This window comes from Streptococcus parasanguinis (genome assembly GCF_032163505.1).
Classification (GTDB): domain Bacteria; phylum Bacillota; class Bacilli; order Lactobacillales; family Streptococcaceae; genus Streptococcus; species Streptococcus parasanguinis_V.
This window is the reverse complement of sequence record NZ_CP134147.1, coordinates 1,043,375-1,059,295: the sequence shown is the minus strand read 5'-3', so window position 1 is coordinate 1,059,295 and position 15,921 is coordinate 1,043,375. Positions and strand designations below refer to the sequence as shown.

The following is a 15,921-nucleotide window of genomic DNA, read 5'->3' as shown; positions in this document are numbered from 1 at the left end:
TTCGATGATGAAAATTCCAGTGGAAAATCTTGGTCTATTTGAACAGTTAGATCGTATAGTAGTGCCTTTTTTTAGAAAGCAACAATCTTTAAGTCCTTATGATTTGAATGTCAGTATTACACAAGGACACCTTGACCAGAAAAAGCAAGTGCTAGAACCATTAGGCTATCAAGCTGTCCAACTACCATTAGGAATGGCTTTAGATAACGTCATCCAGCAACCTCATTATGAAAACTTAATCATTGGTGGACTTGCTCCTGAGGAAATAATCGTTAGCAAAGAAGAATTAATGCCTTTGAAAGATATCGTGGATAGCTTTTGTATTATGTACGCTGCAGCGAATAACAGATTGGAAAATAGTAAAGCTTATGAATTAATGAAAGATAAGACGGTTTATTTTATTGGTAAACTATTTACAGATTTTCCGAAGGCCGGTGATGAAATTGCTTATATGGGTATTGATCGTACAGCGAGTGACGGAACACCATATGAAGCAGTTAAATGCTTTTTAACGGAAGAAAGTGCAGAAAAGTATAATGGTGAAAAAAGACCGGTCACCCCAGCAAATATGGCTTATCTAAAATCATTTTGGGGAAAACCAGTCATTATTGAGCCACACCGTAATTATTGGATTGAATTTTTATAGAAAGAATAAAAGAGCGTAAGATTCCATATAAAAATCTACGCTCTTTTTCTAACACAAAAATAATTTACATAATTTACGTTATGTAATATCACAAACTATCCAAGGCATTTTTCTGTTCATCATTAACAATATGGGTATACAAGTCGGTAACTTGGGTGCTAGCATGTCCCAGCTGGTGGCTGACCAAAACTTGCGATTTAGTAGCATCATAGAGACGAGTTGCTAATGTATGGCGAAGTTTATGGGGTGTCACGCGGACTTTGAAGTCTTCTGAATACTTGGCCACCATTTTTTCAACGCTAGAAGCATCAATTCGGTTTGGAACACCTCGATACAGGGTCAGAAAGAGGGCTGTATCAGTCTTTTCTGTCTTATAACGTTTGTCTCGAATAGCAAGATATTGCTCTAGATAAGGCTTAGCAAAGGCAGCAACATTAACCGAGTCATGTTTTCCACCTTTTCGTGTGACATCAATCACCATCATCTTAAGATTAAGGTCACGAAGGTCCAAGTTGACTGCCTCAGAGAGACGGACACCAGAAGCGAGAAGAAGTGCTATAATGGCTAAATCTCGTTCTTTATTCTTATTAAAAGAGGATAAGGCGCGGTTTGAGAGTGTTTGTGGGTACTCCTGGTCGATATAGTTAAGGAAACCTTCTGTTTCATCCCCTAAAAAGAGTTTTTGCTTGATATTTTCAGCTCGAGCCGCCAAGGTTTCTTTCTTTTTCTTGGTAGCAACTTTCTTCATAACATTTCGATAGAAATAAGGTTCACCTTGCTCATTTTCAACCTCCTCAGTCAAATACTTATAAAGACTAGATAATGCAGAAAGGGTACGGTTAATCGTTGTTTGGGAAACCCCGTTTTTTGTCGTATTGGCATTGAGCAGAGGACGTTCACGTAAGTAAAGAATAAAGGATTCCATGTCTTTCTTGGTCATGTGCTCCAGAACGTCTAAGGGGATCTCGGCCATGGTGTCAGCATCCGATATACCAGATTCCAAAACCCAGGTAAAAAATCGATCGTATTCCTTTAAGTATTCGTACAAAGTTGTAAAACTGTATGAAACGGCCAGTTTTGATTGGTAATATTCTAAGACGTACCAAGGCATGACTTGTTTGAGTCTATCAATCCGTTCTAATAAGATTTCGCGTTTCATGTTTTTCTCCAAATCTTTCTATACTAGTAGTATAGCATAGCTAGATATATTTTTCAAGAAAATTATAGTTTTTCGGAAAGATGTCATAGGGTATCTATAGGACTGTTTTGTATCCCTTTCTATACTAGATCCCTTTTAAACACAATAAAATCAGCAAATCTCATGGATTTACTGATTGTTTTTCTTTTCTAACTTATTTTTCTACATATCGAAATGGAATCTTGCTACCACAGAGCCAATTATAGACTCGATCATTGACTTGAACATTCATAGCTTCGTGGGCATATTCTGGCATGATTAAATGCTCTTTTGGACCTTCTAATCGATTATAAATGGCAAACTGCGTTTCAGGATAACAGACATCATCATCTAGACCTGTAATCATGTGAACCTGTCCTTTGATACGATGGGCAAAATTTTTTACATCAATATAGGCCAAAGTCTGCATCAAACGATCTTCCGTTTCATGGAATGGATCATGGAACTTGAAATAACGGAAAAGCTCGTCATAGGCCTCACTGGTATTTCCGATCTCTAATACCCGTCTGAAATCCGATAAGAATGGATAAATGGCGACTGTTCGTTGGATTCGGGGATTTAATCCAGCAGCAACCAGAGCAAGGGCACCGCCTTGAGATGCTCCGTAGCTGGCAAGTTTGCTGTCATCTACTTGAGGGAGGATGGCTACAATTTCAATTAACTGGTAAAGATCTAAATAGACATCCTTATAAAAGAGCTGGTCCTGACCTTCCACGGCTCCGCGGATAATCTGTCCTTTTACGGTATTTCCAAGCGGTGAGCGATCTCCGTCTGTTGAATAACCTGATTGGCCTCTCACGTCCATTGATACAACACCATAGCCGGCTACTGTATAAGCTAACATATCAGCCCAATCCCAACAACGACCCATATAGCCGTGAAAATGGAAAATAACTGGAACCTTTTGGTCCGTTTTTGGAAGGATCATTCTTGAATAGACAAGGCCATTTCTGGTTCCTTTAAATGTTAATTCATAACAAGCAACATTTGGAATGCTGAAATCTCGTTCTTCAAGCTTGTATTCAGGAAGTTCAGTCATCTTTGCTAGGGCTTGATCCCAAAAAGCATCAAAATCTACGGGAACCTCATCCCGTCCCTTGTATACTTTCATTGTCTCTAGTAATTTAGGATCTTTCATAAAATCCTCCTTAGGTATGTGTAATCGCTACCAAAAATGTACCATATTTACTTAAGGGTTGCAAGAGACAAACAAAAATTACATAACCGAAATTATGTAATTTTGCTATAGATTCAAAAATAGACTTAATTGTTTCACTAGATCTGGATTAGTGGGTAAAGCTGAATGATGAGCGTTGCGACCGTTTAAATTCACTTCTGTATAGGCCTGATTGTCAAAAATAGATTGTGCTGCTTGTGCACTAGAGAGAGGAACGATGCCATCTGATTTTCCAGCAAAGCTACCAACAAAATTAAGAACTTCTACTTCTTTTCCCAGACGATGCTTCCATGTTTGAAAATCGTCATACATCTCTTGATTGAAACGGTAAGGACTTCCAATAATAGCCAACTTGGTTACGGTTACCTTCTTTTTCTCTAAAAAGCCACTTTCCAATAAACCAGTCAAAACCAGTCCACCATTAGAATGCCCTACTGCCTTGAAGTCTGTAAAATGATAGTGATCAAGAAGGTAGGTTAGAGCTATCTTAAGGGATTCGATTTGCTGCTTGATATTGCTGTAGCCATCTCGATTGTTCTCAAAGCCAATCACAATCATCGGATTCGGCTCTTTTGTATTTAGTCTTCCTTCCATCTCTATAGAATCATCTTTGTTGACTTTTATTTTTAAGAGACTCTGCTTTTTTCTAGAAAAGCGATGGAGCATGCGAATGGTTCCGTTGAATCGCTGTATACTGGCTGAACTCCCAGGTACAAAGATGATTGGTCTAATCGGTGGTTTCTTCGACCCTTTTGGGAATTCAAAGGGCTTGCTGTGCGAAGAAAACAATCTTGCAAAGAAACGAATGAGTTGTTGAAATAGTTTTTTTAACATGTTTCCTCTAGTAGTAGTTTCTAAAAGAACCCAGAACAGTGTGTTCCAGGCCCTTATTAGAAACGATTATTTCCGTTTTTTCTTATTTTTGCGCATTTGTTTGGCCATCTTGTTCATCGCCCGTTTCATCATAAATTCACCGGCTTTTCCTTTGAGACCACCGCCAAACATTTGGCTCATGTCAGGCATTCCAGCGCCTCCGCCAAGAGCTGACAAGTCAGGCATGCCACCTTGTCCCATCATGCCTTCGAGGGCAGACATATCAGGCGTGCCACCAGGCATATTCTTCGGCATGTTATTTGGATTGAGCCCCATTTGTTTCATCATCTTGTTCATATCGCCAGAGAGGACGCCTTGCATCATCTGTTTGGCTTGGTTAAAGTCCTTGATGAATTTATTGACTTCGACAAAGCTGTTTCCTGAACCAGCCGCAATCCGACGACGACGGCTTGGATTTAACAAATCTGGATTTTCCCGTTCAGCTGGTGTCATGGATGATACGATCGCACGTTTGCGAGCAATTTCTCGTTCATCGACCTTGAGGTTCTTCATGGCTGGGTTATTGGCCATGCCTGGAAGCATCTTGAGCAGGTCTTCCATTGGTCCCATGTTTTGGACTTGGTCTAACTGATCGATGAAGTCGTTGAAATCAAAGGTGTTTTCTCGCATCTTCTCAGCGAGTTCAAGCGAACGTTTCTCATCGTATTCTTGAGAAGCCTTCTCGATCAACGTCAGCATATCCCCCATACCGAGGATCCGACCAGACATACGGTCTGGGTGGAAGGTTTCGATATCAGTGATTTTTTCACCAGTACCAGTGAATTTGATTGGCTTCCCAGTAATCTGACGGACAGAAAGGGCCGCACCACCACGGGTATCCCCATCGATCTTGGTCAAGATGACCCCAGTTACTTCGAGTTGTTCATTGAACTCACGCGCCACATTGGCTGCCTCTTGACCAATCATGGCATCGACAACCAAGAGGATTTCGTTTGGCTCGGCAAGGGCTTTGACGTCGCGCAACTCGCCCATGAGTTTTTCGTCGATTTGCAGACGACCAGCCGTATCGATCAAGACATAGTCATTGTGATTGGCTCTTGCCTGCTCCAAACCTTGGCGAACGATCTCTACTGCAGGGACTTCTGTACCAAGTGAGAAGACAGGGACATTGATCTGTTGACCAAGGGTCTTCAACTGGTCGATGGCCGCTGGACGATAAATATCGGCCGCAATCATCAAAGGACGCGCTTTTTCTTCCTTGACTAATTTGTTAGCTAATTTCCCAGCAAAAGTTGTTTTACCAGCCCCTTGAAGACCGACCATCATGATAATGGTTGGAATCTTTGGAGATTTGATAATTTCTGCTGTTTCTGAACCCAAAATCGCTGTCAATTCTTCATCGACAATCTTCACGATTTGTTGGGCAGGGTTCAAGGTTTCGATGACTTCATGACCTACAGCTCGCTCGCGGACCCGTTTGATGAAGTCTTTTACAACAGGAAGGGCAACGTCGGCCTCTAAGAGGGCTAGACGAATCTCTTTGGTCGCTTCTTGGACATCTGCTTCAGAGATTTTCCCTTTCTTACGAAGATTTTTAAAGACGTTTTGTAAACGTTCGGTTAAACTTTCAAATGCCATTATTTTCTCCTATTTTTTCAATTCAGTGGAAATCGTCCGAAATGTTGCAAACATTCTAGTTCTTCGGGTGTGACTTCTTTCATGATTTCATTTGGATATCCCCAACAGCTAAAACCTATTCGCATAGCTTGGGAGATATCATTGGGCGAGATAATCTGTAGTCGAGTAGGAAATACTTCCTCTGCGACTAATAGTTTGCAAGGTATTCCTTGATAAATGACGAGACTGCCCATAATCACTCTCGATTGTCAATGCTTGATAAAATTTCAACCTGCTCTTGTAGAAAAGTATCTTCCGGATAGCGTTCTAAAATCTGATCAAAAATCTGACTACGAACAATGTAATCGGAATACATATGGAGTTTCATTTCGTAGTCTTCCAAAATCTTTTCTGTACGTTTAATATTGTCATAGACCGCCTGACGGCTCACTCCAAACTCTTCTGCAATTTCAGCCAAGCTGTAGTCATCTGCGTAATAGAGCTCGATATAATTCATCTGCTTGTCCGTCAAGAGCGCTGCATAAAACTCAAAGAGCGCATTCATTCGGTTGGTTTTCTCAATTTCCATACCTTTCATTATATCAAAAAAGCCCGCTAAAGACTAGCGGGACTTGATGCTTTTTGAGCTTGAAATAAGAGGATTCATCATTAAAGTTTCAGTGCCAACATATTGACCGTCATCCCTGCTGCAGTTCCCATCAAGAAGATGGTATCTCCTTCCTTCACATAGCCATGATCCAGTGCATAGGCTAGTCCGAAAGGTACGGCTACCGAAACCATATTTCCATAATCACTGACAATATTGAGGTACTTGTCTTTGCCGACGCCTAATTTGTCCATGACAAGTGGTAAGGCGCGACTTGCTTGGTGAGGAATAATATAGTCTACAGCATCTTTAGAAATGCCTGATTTCTCTTGGAATTCTTGGAACATTTCTGGAATAACACGGGCAGAAAGTAAAAGGATCTTCTTCCCTTTCATATCAAACATGAAATCAGTCTTGGTTGCTTCAGAGTATAATTTCGGATGATAAGCTGTCAAACCACCACGAATTTCGGTGTCATGGGCTCCCTCAGACCAGGTACGTTGCATACTGGCAATGATTCCTTTATCTTCCTTTGTTGCTTCAAAAATAAAGGCTGCAGCTCCATCACTAAACAATTCAAAGCTTTCTTTTTGTTTAGGATTCAGCCCTAGGCTCCCTACTTCACTGGATACAATCAGCACCCGTTGGTATTCTCCACCTTCAATCAGATAAGAAACGGTGCTTAAAGCAGATACAAAACTGGTACAGGTAGTATTGATATCCATGGCAGGAATCGTCAGTCCCTTGGCCACGCGCTCATGGATCAAAGCAGCTGTACAAGGGATGGGCTGAACACCAACTGCACTAGCCGAAACCAGGCAGTCGATGTCTGCCATTTCAAGACCCGCATGGTTTAAAGCAGCTTCGATCGCACGGGCTGCAAGATCAATCTGTGTTTCTTCTCCTTCTTTCACGCGGTAACGAGTCTGGTCTTTGAAAGTCACTGTATGAGCTGGAAGCGCTGTTCCATAGCCTTTAATTTGCAAATGTCTTTTTACAGTAGTCATAGGATTCTCCTTTTATTGAAGTCGTTGAACACGTTTTAATTTACGTGTTGGGTCCCATTGGTAATCGATAAATTGAATACTTGGGAGAATGAATTGTTTTTGCTGAGCTAAGAGTTCAAATTGAGCAAAGATTGCTTGCTCCATAGACTCTGTCCGGTGACTCAAGGCAATGGTAATGGATCCATCTGCCAACTGAGTTACTTGATAGTCCTGAATATTTTCGACGAATAAAATGCACCGGCGAATAAAATCCGGATAGATCATCTGGCTGCTGCCATCTTCTTTTTTGAAATAGAAGATATCGTCCGATCGTCCTTCAATCTTTGCGATTCGAGTAAAGACGGAACCACAAGGGCAAGGGGACTTTTCTTCCACCAAAATATCATTGAGGCGGTAGCGATAGATGGGTTGGCTCGTTCGTTTGAAATCCGTAATAATCGGATAAAAGCGGTTATCATCTAGATACTCTTTTTCGACATACAAAATATCTTCGTTGAGATGTAGATTGCCTTCTGAACAGGTACAAGCTAAAAACCCTTCTGTCGCTTGGTAGACCTGATCAACCTTGTCTAGTTGAAAAGCTTTGGCGATGGTCTGTGCATCTCGATCTTCTAGGATCTCTGCGACAGAGACAACCTTGACGGGTTGGATCGCAAGTTGCTGATTGCTGACAAAGTTAGCCAACTCAATCAAGGTTGAAGCTGGTGCAACCACAATGGTTGGTTGATAGTCTTTGAGGCGCTCTAAATGCTCCTTGCTATCCTTGAAAATATCAAAATATTCCAAGCGAATAAGGCCTGAATTAATGGTTTGATAGAGTTCATTGTCCGCTCGTAAGAAAAAGGCAATGCGATGACCAAACAGTTTTCCTTTCGGTAGCATCTTGGCTAGAATCGCTGCAGCCCACATACTTCTTTCTTTTTCTGTGGTGACAAAAACTCCTCGGTGGCCTGAAGTCCCAGAAGACAAGCCTACTGCTACTTCTCCATTCATCTCAGTAAAATCTCGCGTCTGTTCTCCGCGAATCGCCATTTCTAAAGCCTGATCTCGATCCACCCCTAGGGTATTGAGTTCATTGAAATGTGTCATCATAAACGATTTATCCATGGTTCCAAAGGATTCGGGAGAATGGGTTTGAAAATAGGGGGATTGAGAAGTGATAAATGCATGGTAGCGTGCCAATTGTTTATCTTGGTATCGCTTCAAGGCCTCTTTTGAACGGAATCGATGGCACCATCTAGTTTCAATAAAGGTTTTTAGAAAGACTGTTTTTTTCATTTAAAATCCTTTCAATCCGTTCTTGCGGGTCGTGGCTAACCACAACTTGAATACCATCTTGCAAGAGTGTTTCCATCAAATCAGCTCCTTTTAAATAAGCCTTCTTATCATCCTGAACCAAGGAAGGAATGAGACGCATTTGCCGTGTGAAAGGCAAGAGGTCTACTCCCCAAGAAAGATCCGCCCCAATAAAGAGCTTGAGCTCATCCAGATAAAGACAACCTTGCCCTCTCGCATGTCCATCGATGGACGAAACAAGGATGCTCCCATCTCCAAAAAGATCCGCGGTCGGGCGATAGGGGAAAGCAGGATGCCTTTGATCTGCTTTGAGACAAGTTACCCGATCTTTGAAATCATCTGGCAAAAACTCTTTAAAAATTAGATCTTTAAATTTCGGTTTTTGGTACACCTCATAGACTTCCTGACTGACAAAGAAATGAGCATTTGGAAAAAGGGCTGCTCCACCGAGATGATCAGGGTGCAAATGAGAAAGAATCACATAAGTAATTTCTGCTGGATCAATCCCACGCTCTTGCAATAAATAATCGATCTGGTCTTCTTTTTTCATCTGCATTGGGGTGGCTAGACGGTACCAAAAATACCGAGCTTTTTCCTTAATCTCGTAGTGATAACCGGTATCGTACAAAATATAGCCTTTTTCACGGTGGTGAATCAAAAAGACACTTGCTGGAAATTGCATTTTTTCATTCGGAATCCCTTTGAATAAGAGACCGGAATGACTACTGCAATAGCCTGCTGGAAAATAATCAATGCGCTTGATCATGGTGGACATAGTTGTCAATCCCTTCTTCAATGGTCATTTTTGGATAGTAGCCAAGTTCGGTTTGGGCCTTTTGAATATCGAGGGTTTGGCTATATCGAAGGAGATAATAGGTATAGCGAGTCAATGGAGGTTCAGTTTTCAGATGGAATAATCGATACACTCCTTCAAGGCTATAGGCCGCACCTGCTACAAGACCTGCCGGAATTTTCCGATAGCGAATCGGCTCTCCCAATCCCTTTAGTGTGGTTTCGATCAAATACTTAAAGGTCTTTGGTTCCCCATTTGTAATATTATAAACCTGCCCGTGTGCTTCTTTTGCTTCCAGAGCCAAGCGAATGGCTAGGGCAACATTTTCCACACAGGTCATATCCATGAGCTGCTCTCCTCCTCGAATCAAAGGAATTCCAATTTTTCGACTGAGGCGTAAGACACGAGGCAAAATACTGGTATCCCCCACACCAAATAATCCTCTAGGACGCAAGATGATACTTGGCACATCTGAATAGTCAGAAAAAAGTTTTTCAGACGCCAATTTACTTCGGATGTAATTGTTGAGGTGATTTTCTTTTGGAGCATCACTTTCCTTGATGTTTAATTGATCTTTTCCAGCTGCGTAAATACTAGGAGAAGAAACGTAAACCAAGCGTTTTACCGCATATTCACGACACAATTCAAGGACATTTTTAGTACCAACTACATTCGCCTGATAGAAGGCCTTCCAAGGTCCCCAGGCGGAAGATAAAGCTCCTGCATGAACAACAGCATCAACAGACTGAAAGGCTTGTCTTAATTCCTCAATAGAGCTCAAATCCCCTTTGATAAATTGGACGCGATCATTTTCCAGAGCTTTCCCATTTTTTTCGTTTCGGCCAAAAGCTACAATGGTATAATCGTGAGCCAACAACTCATCGATCACATATTTTCCAAGGAAGCCAGTCGCACCTGTTACAAGTATTTTCATAGTTTCCCATCCGTTCCACGTCTTAATAATCGTTGAATTTCAAACTCCAAGGTATCCAACGGCTTGTAGGTTTTTGAAAGTTTGTTTAGTCTTTCTAACTTTTCCCAAGATTCTTTTTCTAATAGGGCATTAAAACCTGCTTGAATCTCTTCGGTGCGATTGCGATGAGCTTGAAAGGCAATTCCTGCTTCTACTCCTCGAATCGCATAGTCAAATTGGTCATAATCATGTGGCAAGATCAAGGCTGGTTTTTTAAATTCGATACACTGATAAAAGATTCCAGCTCCTCCATGGTGAATGACATAGTCCATCTGCGGAATATATTCTTTGTAAGGCAGATAAGAGACGAGCGTCACATTTGGTGCTACATCTTCTTCAGAAAAGTCTTTTGCCCCATCTCCTAAGGTGACGAAAAAGTGACATTCTGGATGCTCTTTGGCCAACTGCTTGGTTTGTTCTAGCAAATTCTCCTTTGCCCAAGGCAACTGGGTTCCACATGTCACGAGTACCTTCGTCTTGTCCTCGTAAGAACTGATGTCTAAAGGATAATCTTCTGCTTTTTCAAGAGAAGTCCCCAAAGGGCCAAGCCACGCATATTGATGAGGGAAATGTGTCTTCAACTCTAGCTCCATCATACCAATTCCAAAGATGGCATAAGGAGAGTAGATGGTCTCCACTCCATTTTGATTGTACAACTTGAAATTGTAACGTTTTAAGCGTTTGCGTAAGAGGAAAGCCCCACAGTATTTTCCAATGCGCGTGAGTTTACGGCATAGTGCTTGGATCTTCTCTTCCTTCTTCGTGCGCGCGATTCCCATCCCTCCGAAGAAGCAAGGAGGACCATAAGGAGTTTCGATTGCAAATTGGGTTGCCATGGTGGTAATCCAAGGAATTTCCAACTCTTCTGCCACAAAGCCTGCTGATAGAGTGATAAAGTCAGCAATGACAATATCTGGACGGTTGACACGCCACTCCTCTAGCAATTGATCCGATACATGATTAATCAAATCAAGACTCCTAGACAATTGCCGATAAGCTGAAAAGAGATTGTATTTTTTATCGTTATTAGCCACACGTTCAAATTCTTCTACTTTGTCCTCTAGAATCGGAACGACCGTGAAGCCGAGACTTTCTGCGACGGCTTTTTTCTGAGGACCCGTGAAAACTCGGATTTCCATAGTTGGATCATCTAATAAGGGTTTAACGAGATTTAAAGTTGGGTACAGATGCCCACTCAAGGGAACAGCTACCACATCGATTTTAATTTTTTTCATTTTTTCCTGCCTTATATCTTTTTTTAGATCTAAAACTAACTTCTATCTATTAATTCGTAAAAAAAATCAAAAATTGAAGAAAAAATAAAATTTTTTTAAATCTTTTATTTTTGACCGTACTATCACTATTTAGAAAGAATGATTTCAACCTAAAAAAAGCTCCCAAATGCCAAAGAGAGTGAGCCTCTCACACATTTGAAGAGTTTTCTATTTTTACGATTTGCGAGCTTAGTTATTTTCTAAATAAAATTCGAAGCGCTCGCCGACATACTGACTTTTTACATACTCAAAAGCCGTCCCATCTTCAAAATAGGAAACCTGTGTCAGACCTAAAATAGCCTGCCCTTTTGAAATCTGTAAGTACTCCGCAATCTTATCCTTGGCCAATCGCGCATAGATGGTCTGGTGCGACTTCCCAATCTTATAGCCATGACGCTCCAAGGTTTGGAAGAAATGGCTGGTAACCTCTTCACGATTGAAATTCTTAATAAATTTCTCTGGAATAGAGGCCACTTCATAAACAACAGGGATCCCATCGGCATACCGGACCCGCTCCATCCGAATGATGGTTTCTGTCTTATCAATGCCCAATTTGTCCACTTCTTGGAGGCTAGGAATAGTTTTACGGTAAGAAATCACTTGGCTAGAAGGTTCCTTGCCTTGCGATTTCATAATTTCTGTAAAACTGGTTGTGCCTCGCATTTTTTCTTGGACGCGCGTGCTAGTGATAAATGTGCCACTTCCTACTCGTCTTTCAAGCACTCCTTCTTCAACCAGAAGGGTAATGGCCTGACGAAGCGTCATCCGACTCACTTGAAATTTCTCAGCTAGATCGCGTTCGCTGGGAAGACGCTCCCCGATTTTCCATATTTTTTGATCAATCTCAGACTTAATCTGATCATGGATTTGAATGTAAGCTGGAATCATAACCTTGCTCTTTCTCTGTGTTATCTCTATTGTAGCGTAAAATTCCTAATTCTTCAATCAGAGATTGGTAAAGACAAGGCTTTTGTGTTAGAATAGAGGAAAGTAAATTTCTTTAAGAAGGGGATAAGATGACAAACCTATCAACTGATTTGCATGATGTTGAAAAAATCATCGTGCTTGACTACGGTAGCCAATACAATCAGCTTATTTCACGTCGGATTCGTGAAATTGGTGTCTTCTCAGAGTTGAAGAGCCATAAGATTTCTGCTGATGAAGTTCGTGCAATCAATCCAGTCGGGATCGTTCTTTCAGGCGGACCAAACTCTGTATACGAGGAAGGTTCTTTTGATATCGATCCTGAGATTTTTGAACTCGGTATTCCAATCCTTGGAATCTGTTACGGGATGCAATTGTTGACCCATAAATTGGGTGGGAAGGTCGTTCCTGCAGGTGATGCTGGTAACCGCGAATATGGACAATCCGAACTGACTTTGACAGAATCTTCCGCTCTTTTTGCTGGCACACCAGACAAACAATTGGTCTTGATGAGCCACGGGGATGCTGTTACAGAAATTCCGGCTGACTTTATCCGCACTGGTACTTCTGCTGACTGTCCATTTGCATCCATTGAAAATCCAGACAAGAAAATTTACGGAATCCAATTCCACCCTGAGGTTCGTCACTCTGTTCACGGTTATGATATCTTGCGTAACTTTGCCTTGAACATCTGTGGGGCTAAAGGTGATTGGACCATGGACAACTTCATTGACATGCAGATCAAAAAAATCCGTGAAACCGTCGGAGACAAACGTGTTCTTCTTGGTCTTTCAGGTGGTGTTGACTCTTCCGTTGTTGGGGTTCTCCTTCAAAAAGCCATCGGCGATCAATTGATCTGTATCTTTGTAGACCACGGTCTTCTTCGTAAAGGCGAAGCCGATCAAGTGATGGATATGCTTGGTGGTAAGTTTGGTTTGAACATCGTTAAAGCAGATGCTGCAAAACGTTTCCTTGATAAGTTAGCTGGTGTATCTGATCCTGAGAAAAAACGGAAGATCATCGGTAACGAGTTTGTTTATGTCTTTGATGACGAAGCAAGTAAACTCAAAGATGTGAAATTCTTGGCACAAGGAACTCTCTATACAGACGTAATCGAGTCAGGTACGGATACTGCTCAAACCATCAAGTCTCACCACAACGTTGGTGGACTTCCAGAGGATATGCAGTTCGAACTGATTGAACCACTCAACACTCTTTACAAAGATGAGGTTCGTGCTCTTGGTACTGAGCTTGGTATGCCAGACCACATCGTATGGCGCCAACCATTCCCAGGACCAGGTCTTGCTATCCGTGTCATGGGTGAAATCACTGAAGAAAAACTTGAAACAGTCCGTGAATCAGATGCTATCCTTCGTGAAGAAATCGCCAAAGCTGGTCTTGACCGCGATATCTGGCAATACTTCACTGTCAACACAGGCGTTCGTTCTGTTGGGGTTATGGGTGATGGCCGTACCTACGACTACACTATCGCTATCCGCGCTATCACTTCTATCGATGGAATGACAGCAGACTTTGCGAAGATTCCATGGGAAGTCCTCCAAAAAATCTCAGTCCGTATCGTAAACGAAGTTGACCACGTCAACCGCATCGTCTACGATATCACAAGTAAACCACCTGCAACTGTAGAGTGGGAATAAAAAAAAGGTCCGGGGGACCTTTTTTTCACGAGCTTAAAAATAGTAAAGCGAGTCTAAGGTCCAGTGGACCTTTTTTCAATAACAGAGCGAGTTAAAAATAGTAAAGCCATATAAAATAAAAGATCTTGAAATGATAAAGATTTCAAGATCTTTTATTCACTTAATCAGGTTCTACTTCATTGTCTCGATTCGTTGGTAGGATCATAAAAAGAAGCATGAAAAGCCAACCTACGTATGGAATAAGGACAACAAGAAGATATAACCAGTGCAATCCTGCATCTCTTAGACGCCGAACTGAAAGAGTTAATGAAGGTAGGAAAATAATGAGTCCAAATACAGAATAAAGTGGGCGTAACGAAAAAATCAATTGATAAGCAGACACATCATTAGGATCGATTTGAAGTTGAATTAATGCATAAAACAATGGCATTGTAATAAGCAAATGGATGAAGTGTGGCCACCAGTATTCTGATACCGTTGAGTAACCGGTAAAATCTGCATAGCCCTCCCAAAATTTTTTATAAGCTTTTAACATAATTCCTCCTTTAATTTGCTTTTCAAAGTATACTATCTTTTTCAATTCTTTGCAACTTTTTTCTGCTATGTAGCAACTATTTTCATAATAACTTCAAGTAGCAAATCACACACAAAAAGCACTCTGACATCTTGTCAGGAGTGCTTTCGTGCTGTTTTTAGCCAACTAAACCACTAAAGAATTTGACAATGGCATTCCAGATGGCGCCGAAGAAGCCGGCAATGGCATTCCACGCATTTGTAAAGAAGTTTCCACTGTCTTTTAGAATAGCATCTGTATCAAAATTGAGATTGATATTGTTAAAGGTATCGCCTGCTTTATCCACGATACTATCTTTCAGATCCGACAAGGTCTTCGTAAAGCTTTTGCTACTGATAACACTACTCTTTGAGAGGTTGACTGCGAAATTCACGATCAAATTAATCTGATCACCTGTTACAGTTGTATCCAGCTTATAATTTTTCAGGGTTTCTTCGACGATCTTTCGAATATCATCCTTGCTTAAATCCTGATTGTTCTGTTTAGCATTGGCTACTGCTGTTTTAATGTCGGTCAATGCTACGTTTAACTTATCCGCATCGAAGTTTTTCTTACCAGCGTTTTCTTCATTGATCCCGGATAGAGTCTTTAACTCTTCTTGGGCCAGATCTTTGCTTTCTTGAGAAACTTTGGCACCATTTTTCTCAAGCGAGTAATAGATCCCAGCTAAAGCACTTTCTCCAGTCACTTGTATAGGTGAAGCTACTGTAATTTGAGCATGCTCCAATCCAAGTGTAACGGCTGCATTACGATACATATCTGCAGTGACCTTGGTGATATTTTGAGGTGTCACGATATTCACTTCTAGTGGCTTATTTTTGCCTAATTTTTGAATTTTAACAGAGGAATAAAGTTCCAAACTATCATCGTTGGCAACGTTCATAATCGAAGAATAAACCTCTGGTGTCATGGTCTTCCACTCTTCTTTATCTTTCGAACTATCGTAGTTCAAGAGACTCAAGGTTTGTTCGATTTGACTTTGGTCCAGCGAATAGCCCAAAACATAGTCTGGCTTGACATAGGTTTCATCAATGACTTTCTGCACATTGCTATCTGCAGAAACCCGAGGGACACCTGTAAACAAAGCCAAAGTCGTTGTTACAAACAATGCAATCTTCTTTAATTTCATCTTTTTCTTCTTTCTAATTCAAATTACCTCTGGGCATCTCTTATTACCTTTCTCACCTCACTAGAGATGAAAAAAGAAGTAAATAAAAAGTTTACCCACTTCGATTTTCATTATACAGTTGATTTCTTAAAACTAGCTTACAGTTTTTTTAAGAATGCATGACATTTTTATTATCCCCCAAAATTGGAGGTAGTACTGATCAACTTAAAAAGAG

The 15,921-nt window shown here is 41.1% G+C and carries 16 protein-coding genes; 2 read left to right on the top strand and 14 right to left on the bottom strand.

Going from position 1 to position 15,921, the window contains the following annotated elements:
* Positions 1 to 4 precede the first annotated feature (4 nt).
* Positions 5 to 646 (top strand): hypothetical protein, encoded by a 642-nt coding sequence (locus RIN70_RS05495; protein WP_313790766.1) that lies wholly within the window; start codon positions 5 to 7, stop codon positions 644 to 646.
* 88 nt (positions 647 to 734) lie between these two features.
* Here the strand turns inward: RIN70_RS05495 and xerS are convergent, their stop codons facing one another.
* From xerS to RIN70_RS05435, 12 genes are all read right to left on the bottom strand, one after another.
* On the bottom strand, positions 735 to 1,805 hold the full coding sequence (xerS, locus tag RIN70_RS05490; RefSeq protein WP_272144021.1) for a tyrosine recombinase XerS: 1,071 nt from the start codon (positions 1,803 to 1,805) through the stop codon (positions 735 to 737).
* Positions 1,806 to 1,998: 193 nt separating this feature from the next.
* A complete protein-coding gene (locus RIN70_RS05485; protein WP_195623225.1) occupies positions 1,999 to 2,982 on the bottom strand; it encodes an acetylxylan esterase in 984 nt (327 codons plus the stop codon).
* Between the two features lie 105 nt (positions 2,983 to 3,087).
* A complete protein-coding gene (locus tag RIN70_RS05480; protein WP_195623224.1) occupies positions 3,088 to 3,855 on the bottom strand; it encodes an alpha/beta hydrolase in 768 nt (255 codons plus the stop codon).
* Between the two features lie 66 nt (positions 3,856 to 3,921).
* Positions 3,922 to 5,493 carry a signal recognition particle protein gene (gene ffh, locus RIN70_RS05475; protein ID WP_195623223.1) on the bottom strand — a complete coding sequence of 524 codons (1,572 nt, stop codon included), beginning with the start codon at positions 5,491 to 5,493 and terminating at the stop codon, positions 3,922 to 3,924.
* 17 nt (positions 5,494 to 5,510) lie between these two features.
* Positions 5,511 to 5,726, bottom strand: coding sequence for a 2-oxoglutarate:acceptor oxidoreductase (locus RIN70_RS05470; protein WP_229099249.1), 216 nt, complete (start codon positions 5,724 to 5,726; stop codon positions 5,511 to 5,513).
* Between the two features lie 2 nt (positions 5,727 to 5,728).
* Positions 5,729 to 6,061 carry a putative DNA-binding protein gene (locus RIN70_RS05465; RefSeq protein WP_003001435.1) on the bottom strand — a complete coding sequence of 111 codons (333 nt, stop codon included), beginning with the start codon at positions 6,059 to 6,061 and terminating at the stop codon, positions 5,729 to 5,731.
* Between the two features lie 80 nt (positions 6,062 to 6,141).
* A complete protein-coding gene (locus tag RIN70_RS05460) occupies positions 6,142 to 7,086 on the bottom strand; it encodes a 3-oxoacyl-[acyl-carrier-protein] synthase III C-terminal domain-containing protein (protein WP_070665794.1) in 945 nt (314 codons plus the stop codon).
* A 12-nt stretch (positions 7,087 to 7,098) separates the two neighbouring features.
* Entirely contained in the window at positions 7,099 to 8,364 is a 1,266-nt protein-coding gene (locus tag RIN70_RS05455) for a F390 synthetase-related protein (RefSeq protein ID WP_195623222.1), read from the bottom strand.
* Entirely contained in the window at positions 8,330 to 9,157 is an 828-nt protein-coding gene (locus tag RIN70_RS05450; RefSeq protein WP_201087604.1) for an MBL fold metallo-hydrolase, read from the bottom strand. Before RIN70_RS05450 ends, RIN70_RS05455 begins: the two co-directional genes overlap by 35 nt.
* Entirely contained in the window at positions 9,132 to 10,109 is a 978-nt protein-coding gene (locus RIN70_RS05445) for an NAD-dependent epimerase/dehydratase family protein (RefSeq protein WP_313790765.1), read from the bottom strand. The genes RIN70_RS05450 and RIN70_RS05445 overlap by 26 nt, the downstream gene beginning before the upstream one ends.
* Positions 10,106 to 11,383 (bottom strand): glycosyltransferase, encoded by a 1,278-nt coding sequence (locus RIN70_RS05440; RefSeq protein WP_313790764.1) that lies wholly within the window; start codon positions 11,381 to 11,383, stop codon positions 10,106 to 10,108. Before RIN70_RS05440 ends, RIN70_RS05445 begins: the two co-directional genes overlap by 4 nt.
* Positions 11,384 to 11,611: 228 nt before the next feature.
* A complete protein-coding gene (locus tag RIN70_RS05435; protein WP_003007291.1) occupies positions 11,612 to 12,310 on the bottom strand; it encodes a GntR family transcriptional regulator in 699 nt (232 codons plus the stop codon).
* A gap of 128 nt (positions 12,311 to 12,438) precedes the next feature.
* Between RIN70_RS05435 and guaA the strand changes: the two genes are divergently transcribed.
* The gene (gene guaA, locus RIN70_RS05430) at positions 12,439 to 14,004 is read left to right on the top strand and encodes a glutamine-hydrolyzing GMP synthase (RefSeq protein WP_003012033.1); all 1,566 of its coding nucleotides are present in this window, start codon (positions 12,439 to 12,441) and stop codon (positions 14,002 to 14,004) included.
* Between the two features lie 160 nt (positions 14,005 to 14,164).
* Here guaA and RIN70_RS05425 read toward each other — a convergent pair whose 3' ends face one another.
* Both RIN70_RS05425 and RIN70_RS05420 read right to left on the bottom strand, forming a co-directional pair.
* A complete protein-coding gene (locus RIN70_RS05425; RefSeq protein ID WP_313790763.1) occupies positions 14,165 to 14,539 on the bottom strand; it encodes a DUF805 domain-containing protein in 375 nt (124 codons plus the stop codon).
* Between the two features lie 157 nt (positions 14,540 to 14,696).
* Positions 14,697 to 15,707: a DUF1002 domain-containing protein gene (locus tag RIN70_RS05420; protein WP_313790762.1), complete on the bottom strand. Its 1,011-nt coding sequence runs from the start codon at positions 15,705 to 15,707 to the stop codon at positions 14,697 to 14,699.
* Between the last annotated feature and the right edge of the window lie 214 nt (positions 15,708 to 15,921).

Coding starts and splice junctions, on each gene's coding strand:
- RIN70_RS05440 (WP_313790764.1), bottom strand. CDS start 11,383: ATGAAAAAAATTAAAATCGATGTGGTAGCTGTTCCCTTGAGTGGGCAT.
- RIN70_RS05485 (WP_195623225.1), bottom strand. CDS start 2,982: ATGAAAGATCCTAAATTACTAGAGACAATGAAAGTATACAAGGGACGG.
- RIN70_RS05450 (WP_201087604.1), bottom strand. CDS start 9,157: ATGTCCACCATGATCAAGCGCATTGATTATTTTCCAGCAGGCTATTGC.
- RIN70_RS05425 (WP_313790763.1), bottom strand. CDS start 14,539: ATGTTAAAAGCTTATAAAAAATTTTGGGAGGGCTATGCAGATTTTACC.
- ffh (WP_195623223.1), bottom strand. CDS start 5,493: ATGGCATTTGAAAGTTTAACCGAACGTTTACAAAACGTCTTTAAAAAT.
- RIN70_RS05445 (WP_313790765.1), bottom strand. CDS start 10,109: ATGAAAATACTTGTAACAGGTGCGACTGGCTTCCTTGGAAAATATGTG.
- RIN70_RS05465 (WP_003001435.1), bottom strand. CDS start 6,061: ATGGAAATTGAGAAAACCAACCGAATGAATGCGCTCTTTGAGTTTTAT.
- RIN70_RS05495 (WP_313790766.1), top strand. CDS start 5: ATGATGAAAATTCCAGTGGAAAATCTTGGTCTATTTGAACAGTTAGAT.
- xerS (WP_272144021.1), bottom strand. CDS start 1,805: ATGAAACGCGAAATCTTATTAGAACGGATTGATAGACTCAAACAAGTC.
- RIN70_RS05435 (WP_003007291.1), bottom strand. CDS start 12,310: ATGATTCCAGCTTACATTCAAATCCATGATCAGATTAAGTCTGAGATT.
- RIN70_RS05460 (WP_070665794.1), bottom strand. CDS start 7,086: ATGACTACTGTAAAAAGACATTTGCAAATTAAAGGCTATGGAACAGCG.
- RIN70_RS05455 (WP_195623222.1), bottom strand. CDS start 8,364: ATGAAAAAAACAGTCTTTCTAAAAACCTTTATTGAAACTAGATGGTGC.
- RIN70_RS05420 (WP_313790762.1), bottom strand. CDS start 15,707: ATGAAATTAAAGAAGATTGCATTGTTTGTAACAACGACTTTGGCTTTG.
- guaA (WP_003012033.1), top strand. CDS start 12,439: ATGACAAACCTATCAACTGATTTGCATGATGTTGAAAAAATCATCGTG.
- RIN70_RS05470 (WP_229099249.1), bottom strand. CDS start 5,726: ATGGGCAGTCTCGTCATTTATCAAGGAATACCTTGCAAACTATTAGTC.
- RIN70_RS05480 (WP_195623224.1), bottom strand. CDS start 3,855: ATGTTAAAAAAACTATTTCAACAACTCATTCGTTTCTTTGCAAGATTG.